7 protein-coding genes are annotated in these 23454 nt (G+C 61.8%); 6 read left to right on the top strand and 1 reads right to left on the bottom strand.

Annotated elements, in window-relative coordinates:
* Positions 1-21: 21 nt before the first annotated feature.
* Genes B9Z33_RS11550 through B9Z33_RS11540 form a run of 3 tightly spaced genes read left to right on the top strand, consistent with a single transcriptional unit; the run spans position 22 to position 19941 of the window.
* Positions 22-5793 (top strand): calcium-binding protein, encoded by a 5772-nt coding sequence (locus B9Z33_RS11550; protein ID WP_108287195.1) that lies wholly within the window; start codon positions 22-24, stop codon positions 5791-5793.
* Entirely contained in the window at positions 5790-7877 is a 2088-nt protein-coding gene (locus tag B9Z33_RS11545) for a peptidase domain-containing ABC transporter (RefSeq protein WP_108287194.1), read from the top strand. The genes B9Z33_RS11550 and B9Z33_RS11545 overlap by 4 nt, the downstream gene beginning before the upstream one ends.
* Positions 7878-7890: 13 nt before the next feature.
* Positions 7891-19941 carry a type I secretion C-terminal target domain-containing protein gene (locus B9Z33_RS11540; protein ID WP_108287193.1) on the top strand — a complete coding sequence of 4017 codons (12051 nt, stop codon included), beginning with the start codon at positions 7891-7893 and terminating at the stop codon, positions 19939-19941.
* 42 nt (positions 19942-19983) lie between these two features.
* On the opposite strand, the gene B9Z33_RS11535 is transcribed toward B9Z33_RS11540, so the two are convergent.
* Positions 19984-20913 carry a LysR family transcriptional regulator gene (locus tag B9Z33_RS11535; RefSeq protein ID WP_108287192.1) on the bottom strand — a complete coding sequence of 310 codons (930 nt, stop codon included), beginning with the start codon at positions 20911-20913 and terminating at the stop codon, positions 19984-19986.
* A gap of 108 nt (positions 20914-21021) precedes the next feature.
* Between B9Z33_RS11535 and B9Z33_RS11530 the strand changes: the two genes are divergently transcribed.
* The 3 genes from B9Z33_RS11530 (at position 21022) to B9Z33_RS11520 (ending at position 23229) form a co-directional block, all read left to right on the top strand.
* Complete coding sequence (locus tag B9Z33_RS11530) at positions 21022-21723, top strand: pirin family protein (RefSeq protein ID WP_108287191.1); 702 nt, start codon at positions 21022-21024, stop codon at positions 21721-21723.
* 52 nt (positions 21724-21775) lie between these two features.
* On the top strand, positions 21776-22309 hold the full coding sequence (locus B9Z33_RS11525; protein WP_108287190.1) for a flavodoxin family protein: 534 nt from the start codon (positions 21776-21778) through the stop codon (positions 22307-22309).
* Positions 22310-22533: 224 nt separating this feature from the next.
* On the top strand, positions 22534-23229 hold the full coding sequence (locus B9Z33_RS11520; protein ID WP_108287189.1) for a DUF599 domain-containing protein: 696 nt from the start codon (positions 22534-22536) through the stop codon (positions 23227-23229).
* The last annotated feature ends 225 nt before the right edge of the window (positions 23230-23454 follow it).

Raw genomic sequence — 23454 nt, 5'->3', positions numbered from 1 at the left:
TGACCCAGGGAATAGAACAACATGGCTACATCCGTTACCTCCACTTCACCCGTTTTGTTGGCGCAGGCCAACATCACGGCTTTGCCTGCTGATGCCTCAGCTCAACCGTCCGCTAAAGCGACGGAAGGGTTGCGATCGGTGAAAGTGGTGGACAGCCAGACGCAAAACGGCAGTGCGGTTTTTACATTGCCCGTTTCGCAAACCGATGTGAAATCCGTTCAGGTGCTGGACCTGGACATGCTCATTGTGTTGGGCAATGGCGAGGGCATCTTGTTGCGCGAGGGCGCTTTTCTGGCAACCACCAATGCGACGCAAAAAGTGGTTTTTGGCGGTGGTGGCAGCTTGCTGTTGTCCGACTTGCTCCAAAAAGTCGGTGTGATGAAGCCTTCGGATGCTGCGAGTTTTCGACTCAGCTCCACCGAGGTGAAGCTGGGCAAATCAGAAGCCCCCGGCGGGCAGGGTCTGAACCTGGGCAAGGGCGAAGACGATGCCCAGACCGGCCCCGTGCAAGAAGAAATCTCGCAACTCATCCAGTCCTTGCAAAACGCCAGACTGTCGGACAACCCGGTGCGCGAAGACAGCCAACCCGTCAAACCCTTGCGCATTTCAGACAGCGTGGCCGAGCCTGTGGTGCTGCAACCTGCTGCTGCGCCTAGTGATGTCAAGAAACAAGACAACACGAGCACCAACACGGGTCAGGTGGAAACCGCTGTGTCAGCCTCTTGGGTGCCATACGACCAATTCAAGATCACCAACGTCGATTTTGCTGCACCAGGGCAATCGTTTGACAAGTTGATTTTCACCAATGTCCGTGCAGACACCCCTTTGCCGGTCAAGATGGTGGCGGGCGCCAGCAGCACGGCCGTCCATGCAGACTGGGGGCAAGCCACAGACACCACCGCTTATGGTTTGCTCAAGCTGGCACAGCTGTCGTCGGCCACGAAGTTGGTCTTGACCATTGCGGCCGATGCCCAAGGCATACCCGTCGGGCTGAAGATCAATGGCCAAGCGGTGACCGCTGGCGCCACCATCACCATCGACAACCTCACACCCGCAGCTGCCACGGCCGTGTTGAAGCTCAGCTGGGATGTCGCTGCTGCACCCGAGCAAAACCAGACTTATTTTCAAATCGCTGCCAAGTACTACAACGGCACAGCCGAGTTGGACAGGGGCGGCAAGACCTTGACGTTCTTGTACAGCGAGTACAACGAGCAGACCCGCAGCCTGAACAGCACGGGCGATCCGATTTTTGTGTTGGCTTCCAACGGCTACAGCTACGACATTCAGGGCACAGCCGCTGCAGACAATATGGTGGCCTGGCACGGCGATGACGTGCTCGAAGGGGGCCTGGGTGCCGACACGCTGGACGGCGGCAGCGGCAAAGACACGGCCAGCTACAAAAAAGCCACTTCAGGTGTGACGGCATCGCTGCTGGACCCTTCTGCCAACGCAGGGCAAGAGGCCGCAGGCGACCAATATGTGAGCATTGAAAACCTGACGGGTTCTGCGTACGCAGACCGATTGATAGGCGACACCCATGCCAACGTCCTCAAGGGCCTGGCCGGTAACGACACCCTGGTGGGGGGCGGTGGTGCCGACACGCTCGATGGCGGTGAGGGCACGGACTTCGTCAGTTATGAGGCTTCGACCGCCGGGGTGATCGTGTCCTTGGCTGCAGCGCCTGCCAGCAACGGGGGCGTGGGCTTTGTCAGCATCGAAGGCCTGATGGGCAGCGAGTTCAACGATCAGTTGACGGCTGCCAACGCAGGGGCCGTTCTTGACGGACGCGCTGGTCACGACGTGTTGGTTGGCGGTGCGGGCGTCGACACCTTGCAGGGCGGCACAGGCGATGACACCTTGCTGGGTGGCGCTGGAGGCGACAGCCTGGTGGGTGGCGACGGCACCGATGTGCTCAGTTATGCCGACTATCAAGGAACGGCAACCCGGACCGGCTTGTTGATTGACTTGCAAAACACCAGCAACAGCACGGACTACGCACAAGGCGATGTGTACACCAGTCTTGAAATCCTTGAAGGCTCTGCCAAAGACGACACCGTGGTCGGTGGTCACAGCACGATCCGTAGTCTGCGCGGTGGCGCGGGCGATGACGTGTTCAAAGGGCTGGACTTGACCCATGACAGCTTGGTCGGCGGCGAGGGCCGGGACACGATTGACTTGTCTGCACAGCCCAATGCGCAAAGCAGCATTCGCCTTGAACTGACGAGCAGTCAATTTGCCAGCATGGAAGCCGTGTTGGGCACGGCTGGCAACGACACGCTCGATGGCAGTGCTTACACCACGGGCTTGTCTTTGAATGGGGGCACTGGCAATGACGTTTTGAAGGGCGGTTTGGCCGACGACACCTTGATCGGTGGCGCGGGAGATGACACGCTCACGGGGGGCGGGGGCACAGACAGTCTGCAAGGCGGCGAAGGCAGCGATTGGGTCGACTTCAGCGACCGCACCTCGGGCTTGGTCAATGTGAACATTGGCGTTTACGACAGCATTGAAAACGCCCTGGGCACGGCCTACGACGACAGCTTTCTGGCCAAAGCCGGGGACGAGGCCAATGCCTATGTGGGCGGTGCCGACAGCCTCAATGGTGTGGATGGCACAGACACCGTCTCTTATGAAGGTGCAGCCACCGCCGTCAAAGCCAGCCTGGCCACTGGCGGCACGCTGGGTGATGCGGCGGGCGATACGTACCAAAGCATCGAAAACCTGACCGGTTCTGCGTATGCCGACGACCTGCAAGGCAACGACAGGGACAACTGGCTGCAAGGCAAAGGCGGCGACGACACGCTGATTTTCAGCAAAGGACATGACACACTCGAAGGCGGCACCGGCACAGACACCGTGGTGTATTCGGGCGTCAGCGTCGCTGTGAATGCGAACTTGTTGACCAAGTTGGGCACGGTGGCCGATGGCAGCAGCCAGGACTTTCGGTCGATTGAAAACCTGACGGGCGGCAGCGCCAACGACATTCTGGTGGGCAACGACAGTGCCAACACTTTGCTGGGCATGGTCGGCAACGACTCGATTCTGGGCGGCGCAGGAGACGATAACCTGCAAGGCGGCGACGGTGCAGATACCCTGGTGGGCGGTGCAGGTGCAGACATCCTGAGTGGTGGCTCAGGCATCGATACCGTCAGTTATGCCAGCAGCAGCGCCAAGGTGACGGTTGACTTGACGCTCACGGATCGTGGTCCTACAGACCCACTCAATGACGGTGTAGGTGATGCTTTGATCGGTGTGGAGTCGATCATTGGCAGCGCGGGTGACGATGTATTTTTCGCATCGGTGGATGCCGTGACCCTCTCCGGTGGTGCGGGCGTTGACACGGTGGACTACAGCAAGCAAAGCAACTTGTTGGCCACAGACATTGGTGTGACCGCCGACTTGTCAGGCGCAGTGACAGGCGCAGGTTGGGCGTCTGGGGATGCTTTTGACGGCATTGAAAATCTGTTGGGCACCCAAGGCAAGGACACGCTTTACGGCGATGCTGGTGCCAACCTGATTCTGGGTGGAGCAGGTGACGACACGGTTCAGGGGCGTTTGGGCCATGACACGCTGGATGGCGGTTTGGGTCAGAACACCCTCAGCTATGCAGACCGAGCGGCAGGCACCGGTGTCACCGTGGATCTGTCATCGACAGCGGATGCGAACGGTTTCATCACTGTGTCCATCGGTTCAGGGGCCAATCAAGAGACGGACAAGATCAAAAACTTCACCCATCTGGTCGGTGGTGCGGGTGCCGATGTGTTGATCGGTGACGCCGTCGCCAACCGCCTGGAAGGCGGTTTGGGCCATGACACGCTGCTGGGGGGGCTGGGTGCCGATACGCTGATCGGCGGTGACGGCCTTGACTTTGTCAAATACACCACGCAAGTCACGGCTTCTTTGTCCGACGCTTCGATCAATCTGGGGGCTGAGGCGCTGGGTGATACCTACGAGGGCATCGAAGGTTTGGAGGGCAGTGATGCGAATGACACCTTGCACGCCGCCAATACCGGCAGCACCTTGTTGGGTGGTCTGGGCAACGACACCTTGTTCAGTGGTGGCGGTGCGGACTCGTTGGACGGTGGTGATGGGCAGGACGTGATCAGTTATGCGAACGCGGTCCATGCAGGCGGCGTTCAAATCAACTTGTTGAACACCGATCTGGCCCAAGGTGATGTGATCGACCGCGTGGAAAAGGTGATCGGTTCTGCGGGCTCGGACACCTTTTTGGCCAAGGTGGGTGGTTCTGTGTTGGCGTTCGATGGTGGCAGCGATGCGGTGGGCATTGCAGATGGGAAGATCAACACGGTCAGTTTCCTGGGCAACACAGGGAACTCTGGCTTGAATGTCTCATTGACGAGCGTGCCTGGTGCAACTTATGCCTTCACCAACATCGACAACCTGACCGGCACCACCGGCAATGACACGCTGACGGGTAGCAGCACGGCTAACGTGATCGATGGTGGCGCTGGCGCAGACACATTGATCGCGACGGCGGGCAACGACACCTTGATCGGAGGCGACGGTTTTGACATTGCCGACTTCAGCAACTTAACGGCTTCACTCAATGCCGGACTTAACATGACCTTGCCTGGCGCATTGGGCGCGGATCAACTGGTCAGCATTGGTGGGCATCAAATCACCTTGCGCCAAATTGAAGGCGTCAATGCCTCTGCGTTGGCAGATGCCATTGTGGGCAGTGACGGTGCGGACCTCATCAATGCCTTGGCCGGCAATGACAGCCTGAACGGAGGGGCCGGGGCAGACACGCTGATTGGCGGCGATGGCGCAGACCGGCTCGACGGAGGGGATGCGGGTATTGCGGGCCTCAACGTCGCCAGCTACATCACGGCAGGAAGCTTGGTGATTGATGTCCAAGGTAATTCCGACACCGGGCATGCCATCGGAGACACGTTCTGGAACATCCAGGCCATCGTGGGCAGCGAAGGTGCTGACACCATCATTGGCGGTCTGGCACAAGACGGTGCGCGCGTGAAATCTTTGAGTGGCGCTGGTGGCAACGACGTGTTCCGCAACATTGATACGACGCTGGACTCGGTGTACGGTGGGGATGGCACGGACACGATAGAAGCCAATGCCTCAGGCATCAGCATTGACATGACCAGTGGTCGCTATGACAGCATTGAAGTGGTCAAAGGCAGCGTTGTTGCAGACAGCATGACCGCATCTTCCTCTGCTGTGACTTTTTACGGTGAGGGCGGTGCAGATTCATTGGTCGGTGGGAGTGTTGGCGACACCTTGTACGGTAGTGATGGCAACGACACACTGATCGGTAACGACGGAAATGATTTGCTGGTGGCAGGTACGGGTGTGGACAATTTGTCTGGCGGTGGTGATGCAGACACCCTGGATGCTCGTGGTGCGGGTGCCGATGACGCACTGACTGGCGGTGCGGGTGATGACTCGATCTTGTTGGATTATTCGGCCGGTTTCGCTTCAGCCAACTTTCTGGTGGATGGCGGCGATGGCCAAGACACGCTGGTTTTGTACATGAGCAGCTCCGGTAGCCTGGAACTCAACACCACGAATTTCCCAGATGCCAAATTCACAGGTCTGGAGGTATTGGATTTGTCCAAGGACGGCAAGGCCACTGATCTCACATTGACCAGCGCGGGTATCGAGGCTTTGGTCGACAACAATGTGGCCGGGGTGGATTTTGTCGTCAACTTGAAAGCTGGACAGGACAAGCTCGATGGATGGACGTTCAATGCTGGCAGCGGCACCACATGGAGTGATGCTGGCTGGACTGTTGAGATCAATTGGGTTTCATGATGACCAATTTCTCTGATATGGATTGGGCGCAGTGCCAGCGCATCTTGCCCGGCTTTCCTGCCAAGGCTTGGTCTTTGCTGCAGGATTGGGTGAGCGCTTCTTCTTTGGTGATGGACACGGCGCTGACTGAATTGCGGCAGGATCTTCTTTCGATGGGACTTTCCCTGCACTTGCAGCCACGTATCCCCGCCAAGTCGACCCTGGCCGTTGGTTTGTGGCTGGCACTGGATGCCAAAGGCCAGTGGCACATCAGAGCTCATGATGCGGCAGGCCAGAACACGCAGGCCGAATGGCCAAGTGAAGAAGTCGAAGGCTTTTGCATCCATGTGACGCCGCAGGCCTTGCCTCACCAACAATCGGGTCCACAGGGTTACTGGCAATGGGTTGCCCAAATCCTGCAAGGCCGTTGGCAAGGCCTTGCGCTGTCGGGCTTGTTGATCAACCTTGGGGCACTCACGCTGCCTTTGTTCTCGATGTTGGTGTACGACAAGGTGGTGCACAACGGCATTTTTGAGACGCTTTGGGCTTTGGCCATTGGCGTGTTGCTGTTCTTGGCGCTGGAGCTGAGCTTGCGTCGCCTGCGGGCGCGTCAAGTGGAGCGCCTGGCACAGGTGCTCGACCAACGTGTGGATGCGGTGCTGTTTCGCTCTTTGCTTCAAGCGGCCAGCCGGGCCGGCAGCCAGCCCGGCATGACGGCACGCTTTGTGTCGCTGTACCGCGACTTGGCCGGTTCGCGTGACTTTTTCTCGTCGCACTATTTGCTGGCTTTGGCCGATTTGCCTTTTGTGTTGTTGCTCTGGCTGGTGCTGGGCATCATCGCCTGGCCCTTGCTGGTCTTGATGCTGGCGTGGACGGCGGTGTACGTGACCATCGGGCTTTGGCAAAAAGAACGGGTTCGCCACATGGGGCAGCACGCCAGCCAGTTGCAAACACGCAAATTCGCTTTGCTGGCCGATGCGCTGTCGTCGCTGGATGCTTTGCGCACCAGCCATGTGGGGCCGCGTTTCCAGTCGCAGTTTGCACAGGTCGCGCAAGACCACGGGGACTACCAAACCCTGTTGCGCCATGCGGGTGTGAGTCAGATGTTGCTCAGCCAGACCATGTACACCGCCAGTTATGTCAGTTTGCTGGTGTTGGGGGCGTATCTTGTTTTTGCACAAGAGATCACGCAGGGGGCATTGATCGCTTCGGCCATGTTGTCGGGGCGCACGCTGTCAACCGTGGGCATGGCACTCATGACGATGGGCCGCTGGCGTGAGCTGCAAGAGGCGCTCAAGGCGCTCAACCCTTTTCTGCAAGAAGCCCCTGCATCAGACGCTGTTCAGGCCGATGAGCCTGCCCGAGCTGTTGAAGGTGACATCAAGGTGTTGCAGTTGGCCCATGGCTACGGCGGCACGTCCTGGGCGCTCAAGGACATCACGTTGCACATCCGTCCAGGTGAGCGCGTGGCCCTGATGGGGCGGCCCGGCTCGGGCAAATCCACGCTGGCACGCGTGCTGGCCCATGCCATTGCGCCCACCGAGGGCGAGGTCCGGGTGGACGATGTGGCGCTGGCCGCACATGGCCTGCACAGCCGGGCGCAGTGGCTGAGCTTCAAGCCGCAAGAGGCCACGCTGGTGGCGGGTACGGTGGAGAGCAATATTCTGGCGGCGCTGCCAGCCAATGCCCCAGCGCAGGAGCGCACCGAAGCCTTGCAGCGTGCGCTTTACCTGTCGGGCATGGACCTGGAGCTGAGCAGTGGCACCCTGAGCCTGAGCCAGCCCGTTGAAGAGTACGGAGCCAACCTGTCGGGTGGTCAGCGGCAAAAGGTCGCGCTGGCCAGGGCCTTGGCCGTGCCTGCCAAGGTGCTGATCCTGGATGAGCCGACCAACGGTTTGGACCCCGAATCTGAAAAGCGTTTGGTCGAGCGGCTGGTCCGTTTGCAAGGCGTGACCTTGATTTTGGTGTCGCACAGCGCACGGGCGCTGGCTTTGTGTCCTCGCGTGATCGCTTTGGACCGTGGACGTGTGGTGGCCGATGGGGCTACGCGCGATTTGGTGAAAGTCGATCCGATTGTGGGCGCAGATCCACAACAGTCGCGTTGAGGGAGCGTTTTTCATGGCCACCGTTCATCTGAGTGTTCCCCACCTGACCCGCACATTGCAGCGCGGTGAGCGGGTGGTCTTGCAAGACGTGTTGCGCGTCGAACGTGCTGGCGATGATTTGCTGGCCTGGGTGCGACAGGTGGACGGATCGATTCAGCTGCAGCGCTTGCAGAATTTTTATCTGCCCGATCAGGATGCTTTGCTGGTGCTGGAGTCCACCCAAATAGGGGAAGCTCCTCAGTACCTCACTGCCCAAACTGCTTTGCCGTCCACGGTGCTGGAGGCAATAGCCCCCGATGCGGTGGCCACGCTGGCCGTTGAAAACGACATCTTCTGGGTGCAGTCTCTGGCATCGGATCTGGCGCATGTCGACGCCGCCTTTCTGCACGATGGGGCTGCTTCGGGTTTGTCTCAATCCAGTGTGTTGAGCGGTGTGTATCGAACGTTGGAAAGTGCCGATGTCAAGGCATGGGAACCGCTGACGGAGTCAGGGGCACAAACCATTGATAAACAGACCTTGCTGCCTGGCCCGGTTGACACAGTTCCACCAGTTGCGCCCACGATTGATTCCCCAGTGGCCATGGCCGATGGTTTTATTAATCGCAGCGAGGCCTTGGCGGGCGTTTTATTGCAAGGTACAGCCGAGGCGGGTAGTACCGTGATGCTGCGGTGGAGTCAGGGTTCGGGCAGCATGATGGTCACGGCCGACGCACAAGGGCGGTGGCACTACCTGGCCTCTTATGCCGATCTGCTGAATGCCAAGGTGACCTCTGGTAAGACGTTCTTGCTTGCTAAAAGTGTCGATGCCTTTGGCCTTGTCAGTATCGATACAGGCCGCGAGCTTGAAATCCGTTTGTCTCAGCCCAACCCGCCCACAGCCGAGCTGGACGACCCCACGCCCACACGATGGAGCGCAACGGCCACGTCCTATGTCACGCCTGCTTTTTGGGGTGTTGGACCAGCCAACGGCAAGGTGGTTTGGTACTTGGACCGCAATGGCGATGGACTCGCCGAGGCCAGTGAATGGCTGGCAGAGGCATCGACCGACTCTGCGGGGCACTACAACCTGACGCTGCCCAGCCTGGCCGCTGGCCAAACGCATGCCTTGTTGGCTGTGGCCGTGGATCGGTTTGGCAATGCTTCTGCGACATCCACGCCCATTGCTTTGGCGGTGGACACGAGCCCTCCCGCCTTGCCCACACTGGATTCCGTCACGGGTGACAACGCCATCAGCCTGGCCGAGCAGCAAGCGGGTGTGGTGTTTTCGGGAACAGGCGAGGCTGGAGCCAAAGTGCTGGTTCAACGAAAACAAGGTGGCGAGACATTGGAGGACGAGGTGGTGGTGGGCCCGCAAGGCCTCTGGACCTTGACCATCGCAGCGGACAACTGGGGCCAGATCGCCTCCGGGTCGGTGGATGTGAAGGTGCGCCAAGTCGACCCTGCTGGCAACGAGTCGGGCTGGACAAGCGCCTTGCCAGTTACCGTGACCTTGGTGCCCGCAGTGCCTTCGGCACTGGCCATTTCTTCGGACACGGGCGCGGACGCGACCGATGGCCTGACCGCCACAACACAACAGGTGATCAGTGGCCGCGCTGTGGCAGGCTCGACCGTGACGGTGTTCGATGATCGGGACAACGATGGTGTTCTGGACCTTGGCGAATCGCTGCAGGTGGTCACGGCCGATGCCACCACGGGCGTATTCCAGACCACATCCTTGAATTTCGCTCAGGGCGAATACCAGCTGCGTGCGTTCGCGAATGTGGGCGGGCAGCTCAGTGATGCCAGCCAGGTCAAGCGCATGAAGGTGGACACGCAGGCCCCAACCATTTCGATGACCCAGGCAGCCGACGTCGCCACAGGTACGGGTTTGATCAACGTGGCCAAACAGGCCAGCGGCACACGTTTTGAAGGCGCTGCCGAAAACGGTTTGCTGGTCAGTTTGTCCTTCAAGGACAGCAACAACCAAACTTTGACCCACAACGGTCAAGCTTTGGTCTACACCACCACAGCCACTGCAGGCAGTTGGGCCATCGTTTTGACTTCGGCGCAGCTGGCCACATTGGCCGCAGCAGGCCAGGGCGCTTTCACGGCAGAGGTCAGCCAGACCGACGGTGCGGGCAACACGGGCACAGCCACCCGCAGCGTGACGGTGGACACCATTGCGCCCGCAGGCGTGCGAAGCCAGCAGGCGACCGCTTTGTCTTTGCAAAGCGCGGGAGAGCTCAGCGGCGGTGTGGACTGGTCGGATGTGGTCGATGATGGCCAGGTGCTGGTGCCCGTGGCATTGCCGGACAACCTGGGGACGGGCGGCAGCTTGCGCCTGAACTGGGGTGGCCAGTTTGTCACGCACACCATCACCAACGCAGAAGTGGCGCAGGGCTATGCCCAGGTGGCGGTCTCGGTGGACGTTTTGTTGGCGGCAGGTGCGGGCAGCAAAGCGGTCTCGGTGGTGTTCACCGATGCCGCGAGCAACGCCTCGGTGGCTATGCCGGTCACGGCCGATGCCTTGGGCACGTCGGTGGTGGCGGTGGATTTCAGCAGCCGCCCGCCTGTCATTCAGTTGGCGCAAGACAGTTACCACCGCCAGGTGGCAGGCACATACCACAGCAATGAAGTGCAGGGCGTGACGGTGTGGGTGTCCGGCGTGGCGGGCAGCAACGTGACCCTGAGCGAAGGCAGCAACAGTTTGGGCAGTGTGCAGCTCGATGCCTATGGCTTGGGTTCGACCGTTCTTCAACTGACCCCAGGTCTTCACACGCTGAGCGCGCAGGCGTCTGGCACGCTGGCGTCCAGTTTGCGGATCATGATGGACAACGTCCGTCCGGCAACGCCCACCGTGACCGCGCTGGCCGACTACCTGAATGACGACCTTGTGAATGCGCGCGAGCGCGATGGCCAGGTGCAGATACGCGGCACTTGTGCCAGTGGACATGAAGTCAGTTACTGGCTTTACAACACCTTGACGGGTGTGGTCAGTGACACGGTGACCGTCACGGCCAGTGGTACCAACTGGACGGGCTACATCTCTCTGGAGCAGTGGTTCCAGGTGGGCGATGGCACTTTGCAGCTCAATGTGCGGCAAATTGATTTTGCGGGCAATGTCAGCGACACCGTGGAGACGGGTTTGACGCTCGATTCACTGGCGCTGGCACCCGTGGTGGACCCGGTGGCGGGCGATGACCGAATCAATGGGCTGGAGCAAGGCCAGGTGGTTCTGAGGGGCGCCGCCGAGCCGGGGGCTACGGTTTCGTTGTTGCTCCAAGGCCCTTTGGGCACGGTGAGCAAAACCCTGTCTGCCAACGCCACGACCGGGGCTTGGACTCAGGGCCTGACATCGGCCGAGTGGGCCCAGTTGGGCGAAGGCAGCATCCGCTTGACCGCCACACAAACCGACCGCGCGGGCAACGTCAGCACCAGCACGGTGCGCAACCTGACGCTCGACACGGCTGCCCGTGACCTGAGCGTCAATGCTTTCGCGGGCGACAACCGGATCAACTTGGCCGAAACGCAGCTGGACCAAACCCTTACTGGCTTGGGCGAGGCGGGCGCGACCATCACGATTGAGCTGGGCGGCCTGGCTGCCCGCACCGCCACGGTGTCGAGCAATGGCCGCTGGAGCACGAGCTTCACCGCCGCCGAGATGCAAGGCCTGAGCGGCAGCCCCGCCCTGACCGTCACGGAAACCGATTTGGCTGGCAACACCGCCACCCAGAATCGCACCCTGAGCGTCAACACCGTTCCTCTGAGTGCTCAGCCCAGCCTGACTTCGCCGGTATCGGTGCTTTGGAGTGCCCAGGCCCAGCCCCTGACCTTGACGGGCAGTGGGCCCACCAACACCCGCGTGTATTTGCACTTGGTGGGCAGCCGTGGCGCGGTCGATCTGGGGCCTGCGGAGGTGGTCAACGGCCACTGGTCTTTGACGTTGGCCAGCGCACAGATGCGCACGGTGTTGGGCGCGGGCGATGTGAGCGTGCAGCTGTGGGCCAGCAGTGCCGATGGCGCTCAGTCGTCGCAGGTGGTGCCGGGCAGCTTTGTGCTGCAGTCCGAGGTGCCCAGCCCCAGCCTGTTGGTGGTCGCCGAGGACGACACCATCAACCTGGCCGAAAAACAAGCGGGCGTGGTCATCGAAGGCACCGGGGTGGCGGGCCACACCGTGGCCTTGACGCTGACCCGTGGCAGCGCATCACGCCACTTGCAAACCCAGGTGGCCGCCAACGGCACCTGGCGCGTGTCCTTGACGGACGCAGATTACGCCGCGCTTGGCGAGGGCGTGGTCTCGCTGGCGGTCAAGCAAGTCTTCAATGGCCTCGAATCCCTGACCGTCAGCAGCACGCTCACGGTGGACACCACACCCCCAGCAGCCCCGACATCGGCGGCGCAGACTGCAGCGGCAGCGGCCAATGCGGCGTCTGAGCTGGCGGGCGGCGTCACCGCCCTGGAGGCGGTGGACGGTGTGCCGGTGGTGTTGCCCTTGCCTGCCAATGCCGCAGTGGGCGACCGCATTGAAATCTTTTGGGGCAGCAGCACCGAGGCTGTGTTGACCTATGTGGTGCGGGCCAGCGATTTGCAGGCCAACGCCCAGACGCTCACCCTGACCGTGCCCGGCGAGGAGATCGCTTTGCTGGGCTCGGCAGCCAATTTGTCGGTGACTTACCGGGTGACCGATGCGGCAGGCAACGCCGATGTGCTGCGCACCGCCGTGTCGGGTTTGAACGTGAGCGCCCCCCCTCAAGCGCCGCAATTCAACGCGGTCATGACAGACGGCTACGTCAACCAGCAAGAGTACAACCAGGCCCCGATCACCCTCACGGGGCAGGTCAGCGGCAGCGGCACGCTCAGCCTGCGCTTAACGGGCAGCAACAGCCAGGTGCTCAACCTCACGCCCACGGTGACGGCAGGCAGCTGGTCCCTGACCTTGTCGGCTGCTCAGCTGGACAGTTTGGGCGAAGGCACCATCGGCATGCAGGCCACGCAAGTGGTGTCGGGTGTCACATCGCCCACAGCGACCGGCAGCTTTGTGTTTGACAAAACGCTCCCGGCCAGTGTCACGGCCGCACGCATTCAGGCTGCGCTGGAGCGTAATGTCGATACCGAACTCTCAGGGGGCTTGTTGGCCACCGTGAGCAACAACAATTTGACCGAAGCCTACGATGGCACGGTGCTGTATGTGCCCTTGGCGGCCGATGCCGTGGCGGGTGACAGTTTGCGCGTGTTTTGGGGCAGCCAGCAAGGCAGCGGCGGCGTTCAGGTGGATGTGAGCTTGACACTGACCGACGTGCAGCGGGGCTATGCCGCCGTCACCATTTCCGAAGGTGTGATCACGCAAGTGGGCGACAACGCCAACCTGCGCGTGGAAGCGCTAACCGTGGACCGTGCCGGTAACGCGGGTGCCCGCTACGAAGCCTGGACAGGCCCGGTGGATGCCGTGCCCGCCATGCCGACACTGCAAGCGGTGACCCCGGACAACATCCTCAACATCACCGAGATGGCGGGCACTTTGACCGTTTCCGGCTTCGCCGATGCGGGACGGTCCGTGCAAGTGCGCCTGGTCAAAGGCTTCGACACCATCGCCCAGACCGTCACGGCCGATGTCGTGAGCGGGGCCTGGAGCTGGACCTTGAGCGCCGCGCAAAAAAGCCAGCTGGCCGCTTGGGGCCAAGGGCCGCTGGAGGCGCAAGCCCGACAGGTCGATGGCACAGGCAACCCTTCGCAGTGGCAAGTGGCCACGGTCACGGTGGACACCGTGGCCCCCACGCCACCCGTGGTGAATGTGGTGGCCGGGGACGACCGCATCAGCCGCAGTGAAGCGCTCAGCGCCAGTGGCGTGCGGCTCACGGGTACAGGCGAGGCCGGTGCCAGCGTGGTCTTGACCTTCAAAAATGGCAGCACGACCTTGCTGGCCAAGGGCGGCATCACCGTCAATTCTTCTGGCGAATGGGAAGCTGTCCTCAATGCGGCCGACTTTGCCAGCTTTCCGAGCAACACCGGTTCTGCGGGCGTCAACCTCAGTGTCAGCGCGGTGCAAACCGATGCGGCGGGCAACCCTTCGGTAGCGGCCAGCAAGGGCTTTGTGTATTCAGACGATGTGGTCAACGCCCCTGCGGGCTTGACTGTGCAGGACGTTGCTGACCAGTACTTCAATGCCGCGGATGGCAGCACCGGCCTGCAGATCAGCGGCACGGGCGATGCCGGGCGCTGGGTGCGCGTGCGGGTGACCGTGGGTGATGTGGTCACCGATTTGCCCGTGGTGCAGGTTGCGCCCGATGGCAGCTGGCGCGCAACCGTCACCGGTGCCGCACTGACCGCGCTGGGGCAGGGGGCGGCCACGGTGCAAGCGGTGCAGCGCAATGGCAGCGGCATCCATGCCGACGAGTCCAGCGCCGTCACCTACGGCACCGCTTTTGTGATCGACACGGTGGTGCCCGCTTTGCAAAGCGCGGTGCTGGTGGTGGAAGACAGCGCGGGCCAGCCCCGTGCACACGCCAAAGTGGGCGATGTGCTGCTCATCAAGATCCGGCTGAGCGAAGACGTCACGCTGACTGCAGGAACATCCGACCCCGCCATCGACCTGGGGGCCGGCCTGTCGGGCGATGCGGTCTATGACGCCACCCGTTCGGCAGCTTTGGGCAGCCAGTGGTTGGTGTTCAAGTACGTGGTGCAAGCCAACGACAGCGCGCTCGAAGGCGTCATCGGGGCCAGTGGCTTCACCGTGATCTGGAACGGCGTTGTGCTGCAAGACGTGGCCGGTAACCCCTTGGCCATGAGCAGCATCGCGCCGCAGATCCACGGCATCCGTGTCGACACCCTTGCTCCTGCAGCGCCTTCTGTGGTCGGCTTGGTGGCGGCCGATGCCAACTCGCTGGCGGCCGATCTGGCCGGTTCGGCGGGTGGCGACAAGATCAACGTGGCCGAACTCAACACCGGCAAAGCGCTCGTCAAAGTGAGCTTGGGCAGCGGTGTGCTGGCCAACGACCAACTCGAGGTCCAGTTCAGCTGGACAGCGGGCGGTGCCCAGACCTACACCAGCCAGACCACCTTGCTGGCCAGCGATGTGGCGAATGGCTTTGCCGTGCTCAGTTTGCCGGTGCAGGCGCTCAGCGGCTTGCAGGGCGTGACCGACCTGAGCGCTCAGGCGCGGGTGGTCGATGTCGCGGGCAATGCCTCGGGCTGGTCAGCACCCACCGGCTCCTGGGACTTGGACACCCTGGCCCCTGCCGCGCCCAGCATTCCGGCCGTGGCCACAGACAACCGCATGAGCGCCAGTGAGCGAGCGGCCTTGAGCGACATCACCCTGACCGGGCTGGAAGCCGGGGCCAGCGTCGAGGCTTGGATCGAGGGGCTGGACAGCACGCAGACCCTGGTGACGCGAACGCTGACCTTGAGCAACGGCACGGTCTCCGCAGCCGCGCTCAACACGGCGTTGACTGGCCTGGCCGATGGCACCTGGACGCTCAAGACCCGCCAGACCGACACCGCAGGCAACGTGAGCGAAACCGCCACCCGGGCAGTGGCCATGGACACCGATGTGCCCGGCAACCCGGTGATGACCGTGGCCGCCGCTTCAGACGCTTGGGTGAACGTGGCCGAGACCAGCGCGGGCTTGTCCGTGACGGTGGACCTGCGCAACACCCGCACCAAGGTCGGCGACACATTGGCTTTCAGCTGGGGCAGCCACAGCTACAGCCATGTTTTGTCGGCGGGGCAGCCAGACACTTTGCTGACCCTGGTTTTGCCAGCGAGCTTTGTGAGCCAGTCCAGCACCGGCCCCGCCACAGGCGAGGCCTTTGACTTGTCGGTGAAGATCGTGGACACCGGCGGCAACGAGTCTGCCAGCAGCAGCCTGTCGGGTAAGACGCTGGACACCCTGATCGCCGCACCCGTTATCTCGGCGGCATCGCTGGACACGGTGACCGCGCTGGAAGCCAAAAGCGCGGGCACCTTTGCGGGCAGTGGCGCTGAGGCGGGTGCCACCGTGGTGGTGGTGCTCAACAGCTCCACCACGGGTCAGGTTCGCCGCATGAGCACCCTTGCAGGGAACGATGGCACTTACAGCTTTGCCCTCACGCCCTCGGATTACAAGGATTTGGGCGGCACCAACGCCAGCAGCACCATCAACGTGTCGGTCACCCAAACCGACCGGGCGGGCAACACCTCCACGGCCAGCACGGGTGCGTTTGCGCTCAATTTGTCCCTGTCACCGCCCACGTTTTTTGACCTGACAGGCGACAACCTGATCAGCGCCACGGAGTCGGCGACCAGCCAAACCCTCAAGGGCACGGGCTCGCCCGGCGCGACTGTGAGCCTGAATTTCTATGACGCGTCTGCTGGCAGCGGTGCTGCCGCCTTGCTCAGTTTCAGCAACGTGACGGTCAATGCTTCTGGCCAATGGACCCAGAGCCTGAGCGCTGCCCATTTGACCACCTTGGCGGGAGGTGCCACGAGCTCGCGCAACATCCGGGTGGAAGCCAGCCAAGCGCAAGGGGCCGATGCGTCGAGCCTAGCCAGTCTGGTCTTTGCCGTGGACAAGTCCACCCCCGTCATTGACGCCGTGGCCCGTTTCGATGGCAACAGCGATGGTGCCAATAACGACGGTTTGGTGGTGCGCTTCACCGAGCCGGTTCAGTCATCGGGGCTCAAAAACGTGACGGCCTGGTTGCTCAACAACAGCCACAGTTTTGGAAAAGGTGCCCGTGTGGAGGCCATGGGTGAGCTCACCCTGAACGGCACCTCGTATGCACAGGAGTTCCGCATCTATTGGGGTACATCACCCACCGTGGCCACGAGCGACACCGTGACGGTGAATGCCGCCTGGGTGATCGATGCGGTGGGCAATGCTGCCGCCACAGCGCAGGTGTTCACGGTGCCTTCGCTGGTGGTGCCTGCCGCCGCCACGCCACCGGTCACCATCGCTGCAGATAACCGGATCAACGCCACAGAATATGCCGCCGCCACCTCAGTGGCCATGACGCATGTGGCCGCGGTGGCCGGCAGCCAGATGCGCGTTTACCTCGATGGCGTGTTGATCCGCACCGTGTCCATGGCCACGAACGCGACCAGCACCAATTTGTCCTTGACCTCGGCCGATTGGGGTAGCGCCACGGGCCAAAAATCCCTGACAACCCAGATCGTGCAAACAGACGGCAGTACCAGCGCTTTTTCTGCGCCCAAGCCGGTCACGCTCGACACCCTGGTGGAGCCCTACGTGCGGGCAGAAGTGCTGACAGACACTGGCGCGATGGGGGTTTTCAACACAGGGGATGTGGTGACGCTGCACTTCAAGGAGGCCGTCGCTCTGGTGGCGGGCTCTTTGCCGGGGGCTTTTGGTGCCTCGGCCACGGTGGTGGCGGTAGACCCTGTTAAGCAGGTGGGGGATGCCAGCGTGTACGCCACGGCCTGGCAGGTCACGCTGGGCACTTCGCCCACGCTCACGGCTGGGCAAAGCTACGCCTTGTCCGGCATCAAGGACCTGGCGGGCAACACCGCCAATTTGTCGGTGGGTGTGCGCGCCGATGTGTTTAGCCAAGCCACGCCCAGTTTGGTGATTGACAACGTCGCCACCAACAACGTGGTTGATGCCGCTGAAAAATCGTCGCCTTTGCAAATCTTGGTTCAGCTGACCGCCGCCAAAGTGGGCGATGTGATCCATCTGAGCCTGGACGGCACCCGGGTGGGTTCTGTCACCGTGGCTGCCAATGGGCAAAGCACTGCCACCTTCAGCCTGGATGCCGCTTTGCTGGGTGGGGATGGCGAGCGCGTGCTGGCCGCCACGCTGGACCGCAGTGGTGCCACCGCCGCGTCCTCGCTCAACCGCTCGGTGTATGTGGCGGCTGACCGCGCGCACTGGTCTGCGGTGTATGCCGACACGGTCTGGTTCGATCCGGACACGCTCATGACGCTCAAGGATGGGGCGCAGGTGACCTCCTGGACCACCAGTACGGCCACGCGCAATGTGCTGGGCAATCTGGTGAACCTGGTGCCTCGTGCAGGCACTGTGCCCAAGATCACCGATGCCTCCGGGCACGTGTCGCTGTACTTCAACGGCGCATCGTCCTTGTATTCGACCTCGCAGATTGCCAACCCGCGAGTTGATCTGACGGGCATGTCTGATTTTTCGATGCTCAAGTTGCTGGGCTACCCCACCGCCTGGGGCTACACCATGAGCCGGGAGCTCGATGGCGTGAACAACGGCACGGTCTATGCCTTCAGGCACCACTTTGGGGGCTTGCAGACGACCTTGTCGTCGCACTATGCCGGCTGGGGGTCCAACACCATTGCCAATGCAGCCACTGTGAGCTCTTGGCTGGTGATGAACGGCTACAACGATGCCTCGGCGCAATCGCTGGCGGTGAACAACCGCATCTTGAGCACCACAGCCAACAGCCTGATGTTTGCCAACTCCGGCAAAGGGGGGCTGGGCGGGGTCGGCACCTTGGCGGTGGGTGGCTCTGGCTGGACTGGATCGGGCAGTGCCGAGTTTGTGACCGGTGTGATGGGCGACCAGATCGCCTTCAACTACGGCCTGAGCGCTGCCATGCGCGGAGAAGTCGCCACCTATCTGGCGGCCAAATACCAGTCCGAGGGCCGCAAAGTCGCTTCCACTGCGGTGGGGGCCAGCTATGACCTTTCGCTCAGCGCCAATGCCAACCCGACGATTGACGAGTTGCTGCAGCTCAACACCACGGCCTTGGGGGCAGGCCACGACACCATCAAAACAGCAGGGGCTGACTATGTGAATGCGGGTTCAGGCAACGACCTGATTGCCGTGACCGATTTGGCATTCCGTTTCATCGATGGTGGGCTGGGCCGAGACACCCTCCAGCTGGATGCCGCGTACCAAGGACGCTCAGCCATTGTGCTGGCCGATTTTGTGAGCAATGTCCGAGGCATTTCTGGCGTGACGGCAGCCGATGAGCGGGTCAATGCAGCGGGCTACCATGGCTTGGCGGGTCTGGAGGTGCTGGACTTGCGCCAAACCGAGGCGGCCGCAGGCAGCGTGGTGGCGCAGGTGTTGACGGTAGCTGCGGCCGATGTGGCGCAGATGTCCGAAACCAACCGCTTGGAGGTCTTGCTGGGTGACCGCGATGTCTTGTTGACTTCTGGTTTCTCGGCCACCGGCTATGGCCATTTTTTGGTGGAGGGGCAGTCCTACAGTGCCCGCTACAGCGCCACCAGCAACAACGAATCGGTCGAGCTGTATGTGCGCGGTGGTCGACTGGCGCCTGACCTCGAAGGCATGAGCCTCAGCGGCGCGGCTTTGCAGTTGGACTTCAACACCGCCTTGACGGGGGCTGCGCCGCTGCTGGGAGATTTCAGCATCAACACCTGGGGCGGTGCGGCCGGAGGCCTGAGTTCTGTCACCTCTCTCAATAACCGACAAAGCCTGTACATGGCGTTTTCGTCAGCGGTGGCCTCACCGGTCCAGGTGGTCTACAGCGGCAGTATGAAAGACGAGTTTGGCCGCAGCCTGGGTCACAACATCTGGGGCATTGGCACCGAGGGCACCGATACGCTTGACGCCAGCAGCTGGTCCGGGGCTTCGGGCGCGGCCATCGTGGCGGGGTCGGGCAATGACACCGTGATCGGTACATCTGGTGCTGACTTGATCGTGGGCGGTCTGGGCGCTGACACGCTGACCGGTGGCTTGGGGTCAGATCGGTTCGCCTACAACACCGTGACGCAGGGCTCGGGCGGCACCGGGGGCTTGGGCGGCACGGGCGGCGACGTCATCACCGACTTCAACACCAGCAGCAACAGCCCGAATGCCGATGTGCTCGACCTGTCGGACTTGTTCCAGCTGGCAACGGGTGACAAATTGACGGGCGATGCTCAGCACGATGCGCAGACCCTGATGGCCGGTGGTTACATCGACTTGGTGCGCGTCAACAGTGGCAAAGACTTGCAGGTCTGGGTCGACCGCGATGGCGGCGATGTGATGGGCCAGCTGGTCACGCTCAAGGACATCGGCGCAGGCCTGGGCACTTATTTCACGGTGTCCAACGAAACCTCAGAGCAACTGCTGCAGCGCCTGCTGACCGAAGGGCGCATGCAAGTCACGCACGCCTGATGGTTTGATGCAAACAAAGGCCGCAGGTCGGCCGTCGGCGCGTCAGCTCTGGCTCAGCAAGGCCTGGCGCGTGGCGGGTTTGTCCAGCTGCGCGGTCCACCACAGCAGGGCGTGGCCAGCAGGGCTCAGGCGGCTGTCGCGCCAAGCGGCATGGACCGGGCTCAAGCGGGACTGGTCGGTTTTTTTCACCACCAACAGGCCTTGCTGCGCATGCGGTGCTGCCAGGCTGAGCGGCAAGAAACCGGCCCCCAGACCACGCAGCTGTGCCTGCAGTTTGCTTTGCATGTCGGGCACGGTGAAAACGTCTTGACCGCCTTGCAGTCCGACGGTGAGGCCACTGCCGCGCTGCACTGAGTCGGCCACGGCCACCATGCGGTGCTGGACCAACTGGGCATCGCTCAAGGGCTCGGCCGCTTGGGCCAAGGGGTGTTGGGGTGCCACGACAAACACAAAAGGCACCTCGCCCAGCGCCATGTGCTGGATGTCGGCGGCCAAATGCTGACCCAGCGCCACGCCCAAGGCCAAGTCGGCCTGGCCGGATGTCAACGCTGCCATGGTGCCCGACAGGGTTTCGTGGCGAATGCGCAAGCGGGTGGGGCTGTTCAGCGCCAAAAAGGATTCGCACAAATCCATCACCACGCTGCGCGAGACGATGCTGTCCACCGCCACCGTCAGCACGGCCTCCCAGCCGGTGGCCACACGCTTGACCCGGTTGGCCACGGCGTCAATGTCTTGCAGCAATCGACCCGCCTCGCGCAGCAGCTCTTGGCCTGCAGCGGTGGGCCGTGCTTGGCGCGAGCTACGGTCAAACAGCAGCACATCCAGCGCATCTTCGAGCTGGCGCACACGGTAGGTCAGGGCACTGGGCACCACGCCCAGTTGGCGAGCGGCGGCGGCAAAACTGCCTTGCTCGTCGATGGTTTGCAGCATGAACAGGGCATCGGGCGTGAGCCAATCTTTGGGACTTTGCATGGTCCTGTTATTTTATTTCAAATAATTTGAACGATGGCGGCAAACGAATTGCACCGTGCTGACATGTTCGTTCTTTAAAGTCCTACCCAATCACTCAGGAAAATCACCATGCTGACTTTGCGCAAATCCTCCGAACGCGGCTACGCCGACCATGGCTGGCTCAAGTCGTTTCACAGCTTTTCTTTTGCCAACTATGTTGACCCGGCCCACATGGGCTGGGGCAACCTGCGCGTCATCAACGAAGACCGCATTGACCCGGGCACCGGTTTTGGTACGCACGGCCACCGCGACATGGAAATCATCAGCTACGTGCTGTCGGGCAACCTGGCCCACCAGGACAGCATGGGCAACGTCAAGGGCATTCCGCCCGGCGATGTGCAGCGCATGAGCGCAGGCAGCGGTGTGCGCCACAGCGAGTTCAACCACGCCGAGGGTGAGCAGACCCACTTTTTGCAGATATGGATCGAGCCCAATGTGACGGGCATCGACCCCGGCTACGAACAAAAAACCGTGCCCGAAGCCGCCAAGCGTGGGCAGTTGGCCCTGGTGGCTGCACCCGAGGCCGCTGAGCACACCGTCCAAATTCACGCCGATGCACGCTTGTATGCCGGGCTTTTCGATGGCGCAGAAAATGCCAGCCTGGCGCTGAACCCGGCCCGCAAAGCCTATGTGTTTTTGGTGCGTGGCCAATTGCAGGTCAATGGTCAGGCCCTGAGCGCGGGCGACGCTGCGATGCTGCAAGCCGAATCGGCCTTGACCCTCACCCAAGGCCAAAACGCCGAAGTCCTGGTCTTTGACCTGGCCGCCTGATTTTTTTGTTTTTTCTCAACCCCACTCTGACTTTTTTCAAGGAGCTTTCCTCATGGCTAAAACTGTTGTTGTTTTTCATTCCGGCTACGGCCACACCCAGCGCGTTGCCCAATTTGTGGCCCAGGGCGCGAATGCCCAGATCGTGACCATCGATGCCGATGGCAACGTGTCGGATGACGACTGGGCCACGCTGGACGCCGCCGACGCCATCATCTTTGGCTCGCCCACCTACATGGGCATGGCTTCCTGGCAGTTCAAGAAATTTGCCGATGCCACGTCCAAGCGTTGGTTTGTGAGCGGTTGGAAAGACAAGGTTGCAGGCGGCTTCACCATCTCGGCCAGCCCCAGCGGCGACAAACTGTCGACCATCCAGTACTTCATCACCCTGGCCATGCAGCAAGGCATGGTCTGGGTGGGCCAGCCTGCAATGAACGACGGCACCATCAACCGCATCGGCTCCAACTCCGGCGTGATGGCCCAAGTCGGCCCGACCAGCCCGGCTGAAGACATTCCCCAGGGTGACCTGGACACCGCCAAAGCCTACGGCGAGCGCGTGGCCGCTGTGGCCGCCAAACTGCGCGGCTGATCTTTGCCGATTCGCGAGCAGGGGCTCGCTCCCACAGGGCCAGCGGGTCTTGTGGGAGGCCGCCCCTGCGGCCGAATCGTGGTGAGGCAAAAGCGTCCGAGCCCGTGCACAGATTCGCGAGCAGCGACTCGCTCCCACAAAATAGCGGCCCCTTCAAAGGCCACTGTCCTTGTGGGAGGCCGCCCCTGCGGCCGAATGGTGTTCCTCTCGGTTAGCATGACGGCATGAAAATTCTCTCGATGTTGCCGTGGGCCGACTGGCTGGCCATGTTGTCTTTTTTCGGTCTGTGGGTGGGCTATGCCTGGTTTGCCCGCGTGCGTGGCAAGCGTGATCAAAGCCTGATCGCCACCACCAACATGTACCGCCAGAAGTGGATGCTGCAAACCACGGCACGCGACCCCCGCATGCTCGATGGCCTGATCACCCAAAACCTGTCGCAAACCCCGGCGTTTTTTTCATCGACCAGCATCATCATCATCGGTGGTCTGTTTGCCCTCTTGGGCACCACCGACAAGGCGGCCGAGCTGGTGCGTGAAATCCCGTTTGCCCAGCCGACACCCATCTTGGTGTTCGAGTTCAAGGTCTTGGTGCTGGTGGGTATTTTTGTGTATGCCTTCTTCCGTTTTTCGTGGTCTATGCGCCAATACACCTTTGTGGCCTTGGTGATCGGGGGCATGCCCCCGCCCGAAGAGTTTGATTCCGGTCGTCTGGACCGCCACCAAGTGGCCGAGCGGGCAGGGCGCTTGGTCGGGGCCGCCGCCGAGACGTTCAACGATGGTTTGCGGGCGTATTACTTTTCTTTTGCGGCCATGGCCTGGTTTTTTTCTCCGCTGGCGCTACTGATTGGCACGGCCTTGGTGGTGCTCATTCTTTATGGCCGCGAGTTCCGGTCTGACGTGCTGCAGGTTCTGCGCGACTGAACTCCCAGCCGTTTGCTTATGTGGCTTCCTCCTGAAGTGCAGCTGCATTTTTGTTTGCAAGAGGCCTCACTGACGCCGTGGGCGGCTGCCCCTGCGGCCGAAGGGTGGTTAAACAAGAGCGCTTGAGCCAGAGCATCCATTCGCGAGCAGGGGCTCGCTCCCACAGGGAGCAGTCAGGTGCATTGGTTTGCCGTGGGAGGCCCCTGGGTCGACCTCCTACAATGG

The organism is Limnohabitans sp. T6-20 (assembly GCF_003063505.1).
Taxonomy (GTDB): domain Bacteria; phylum Pseudomonadota; class Gammaproteobacteria; order Burkholderiales; family Burkholderiaceae_C; genus Limnohabitans_A.
Note: the sequence above shows the minus strand (reverse complement) of the source record. Positions and strands in the feature narration are given on the sequence as shown.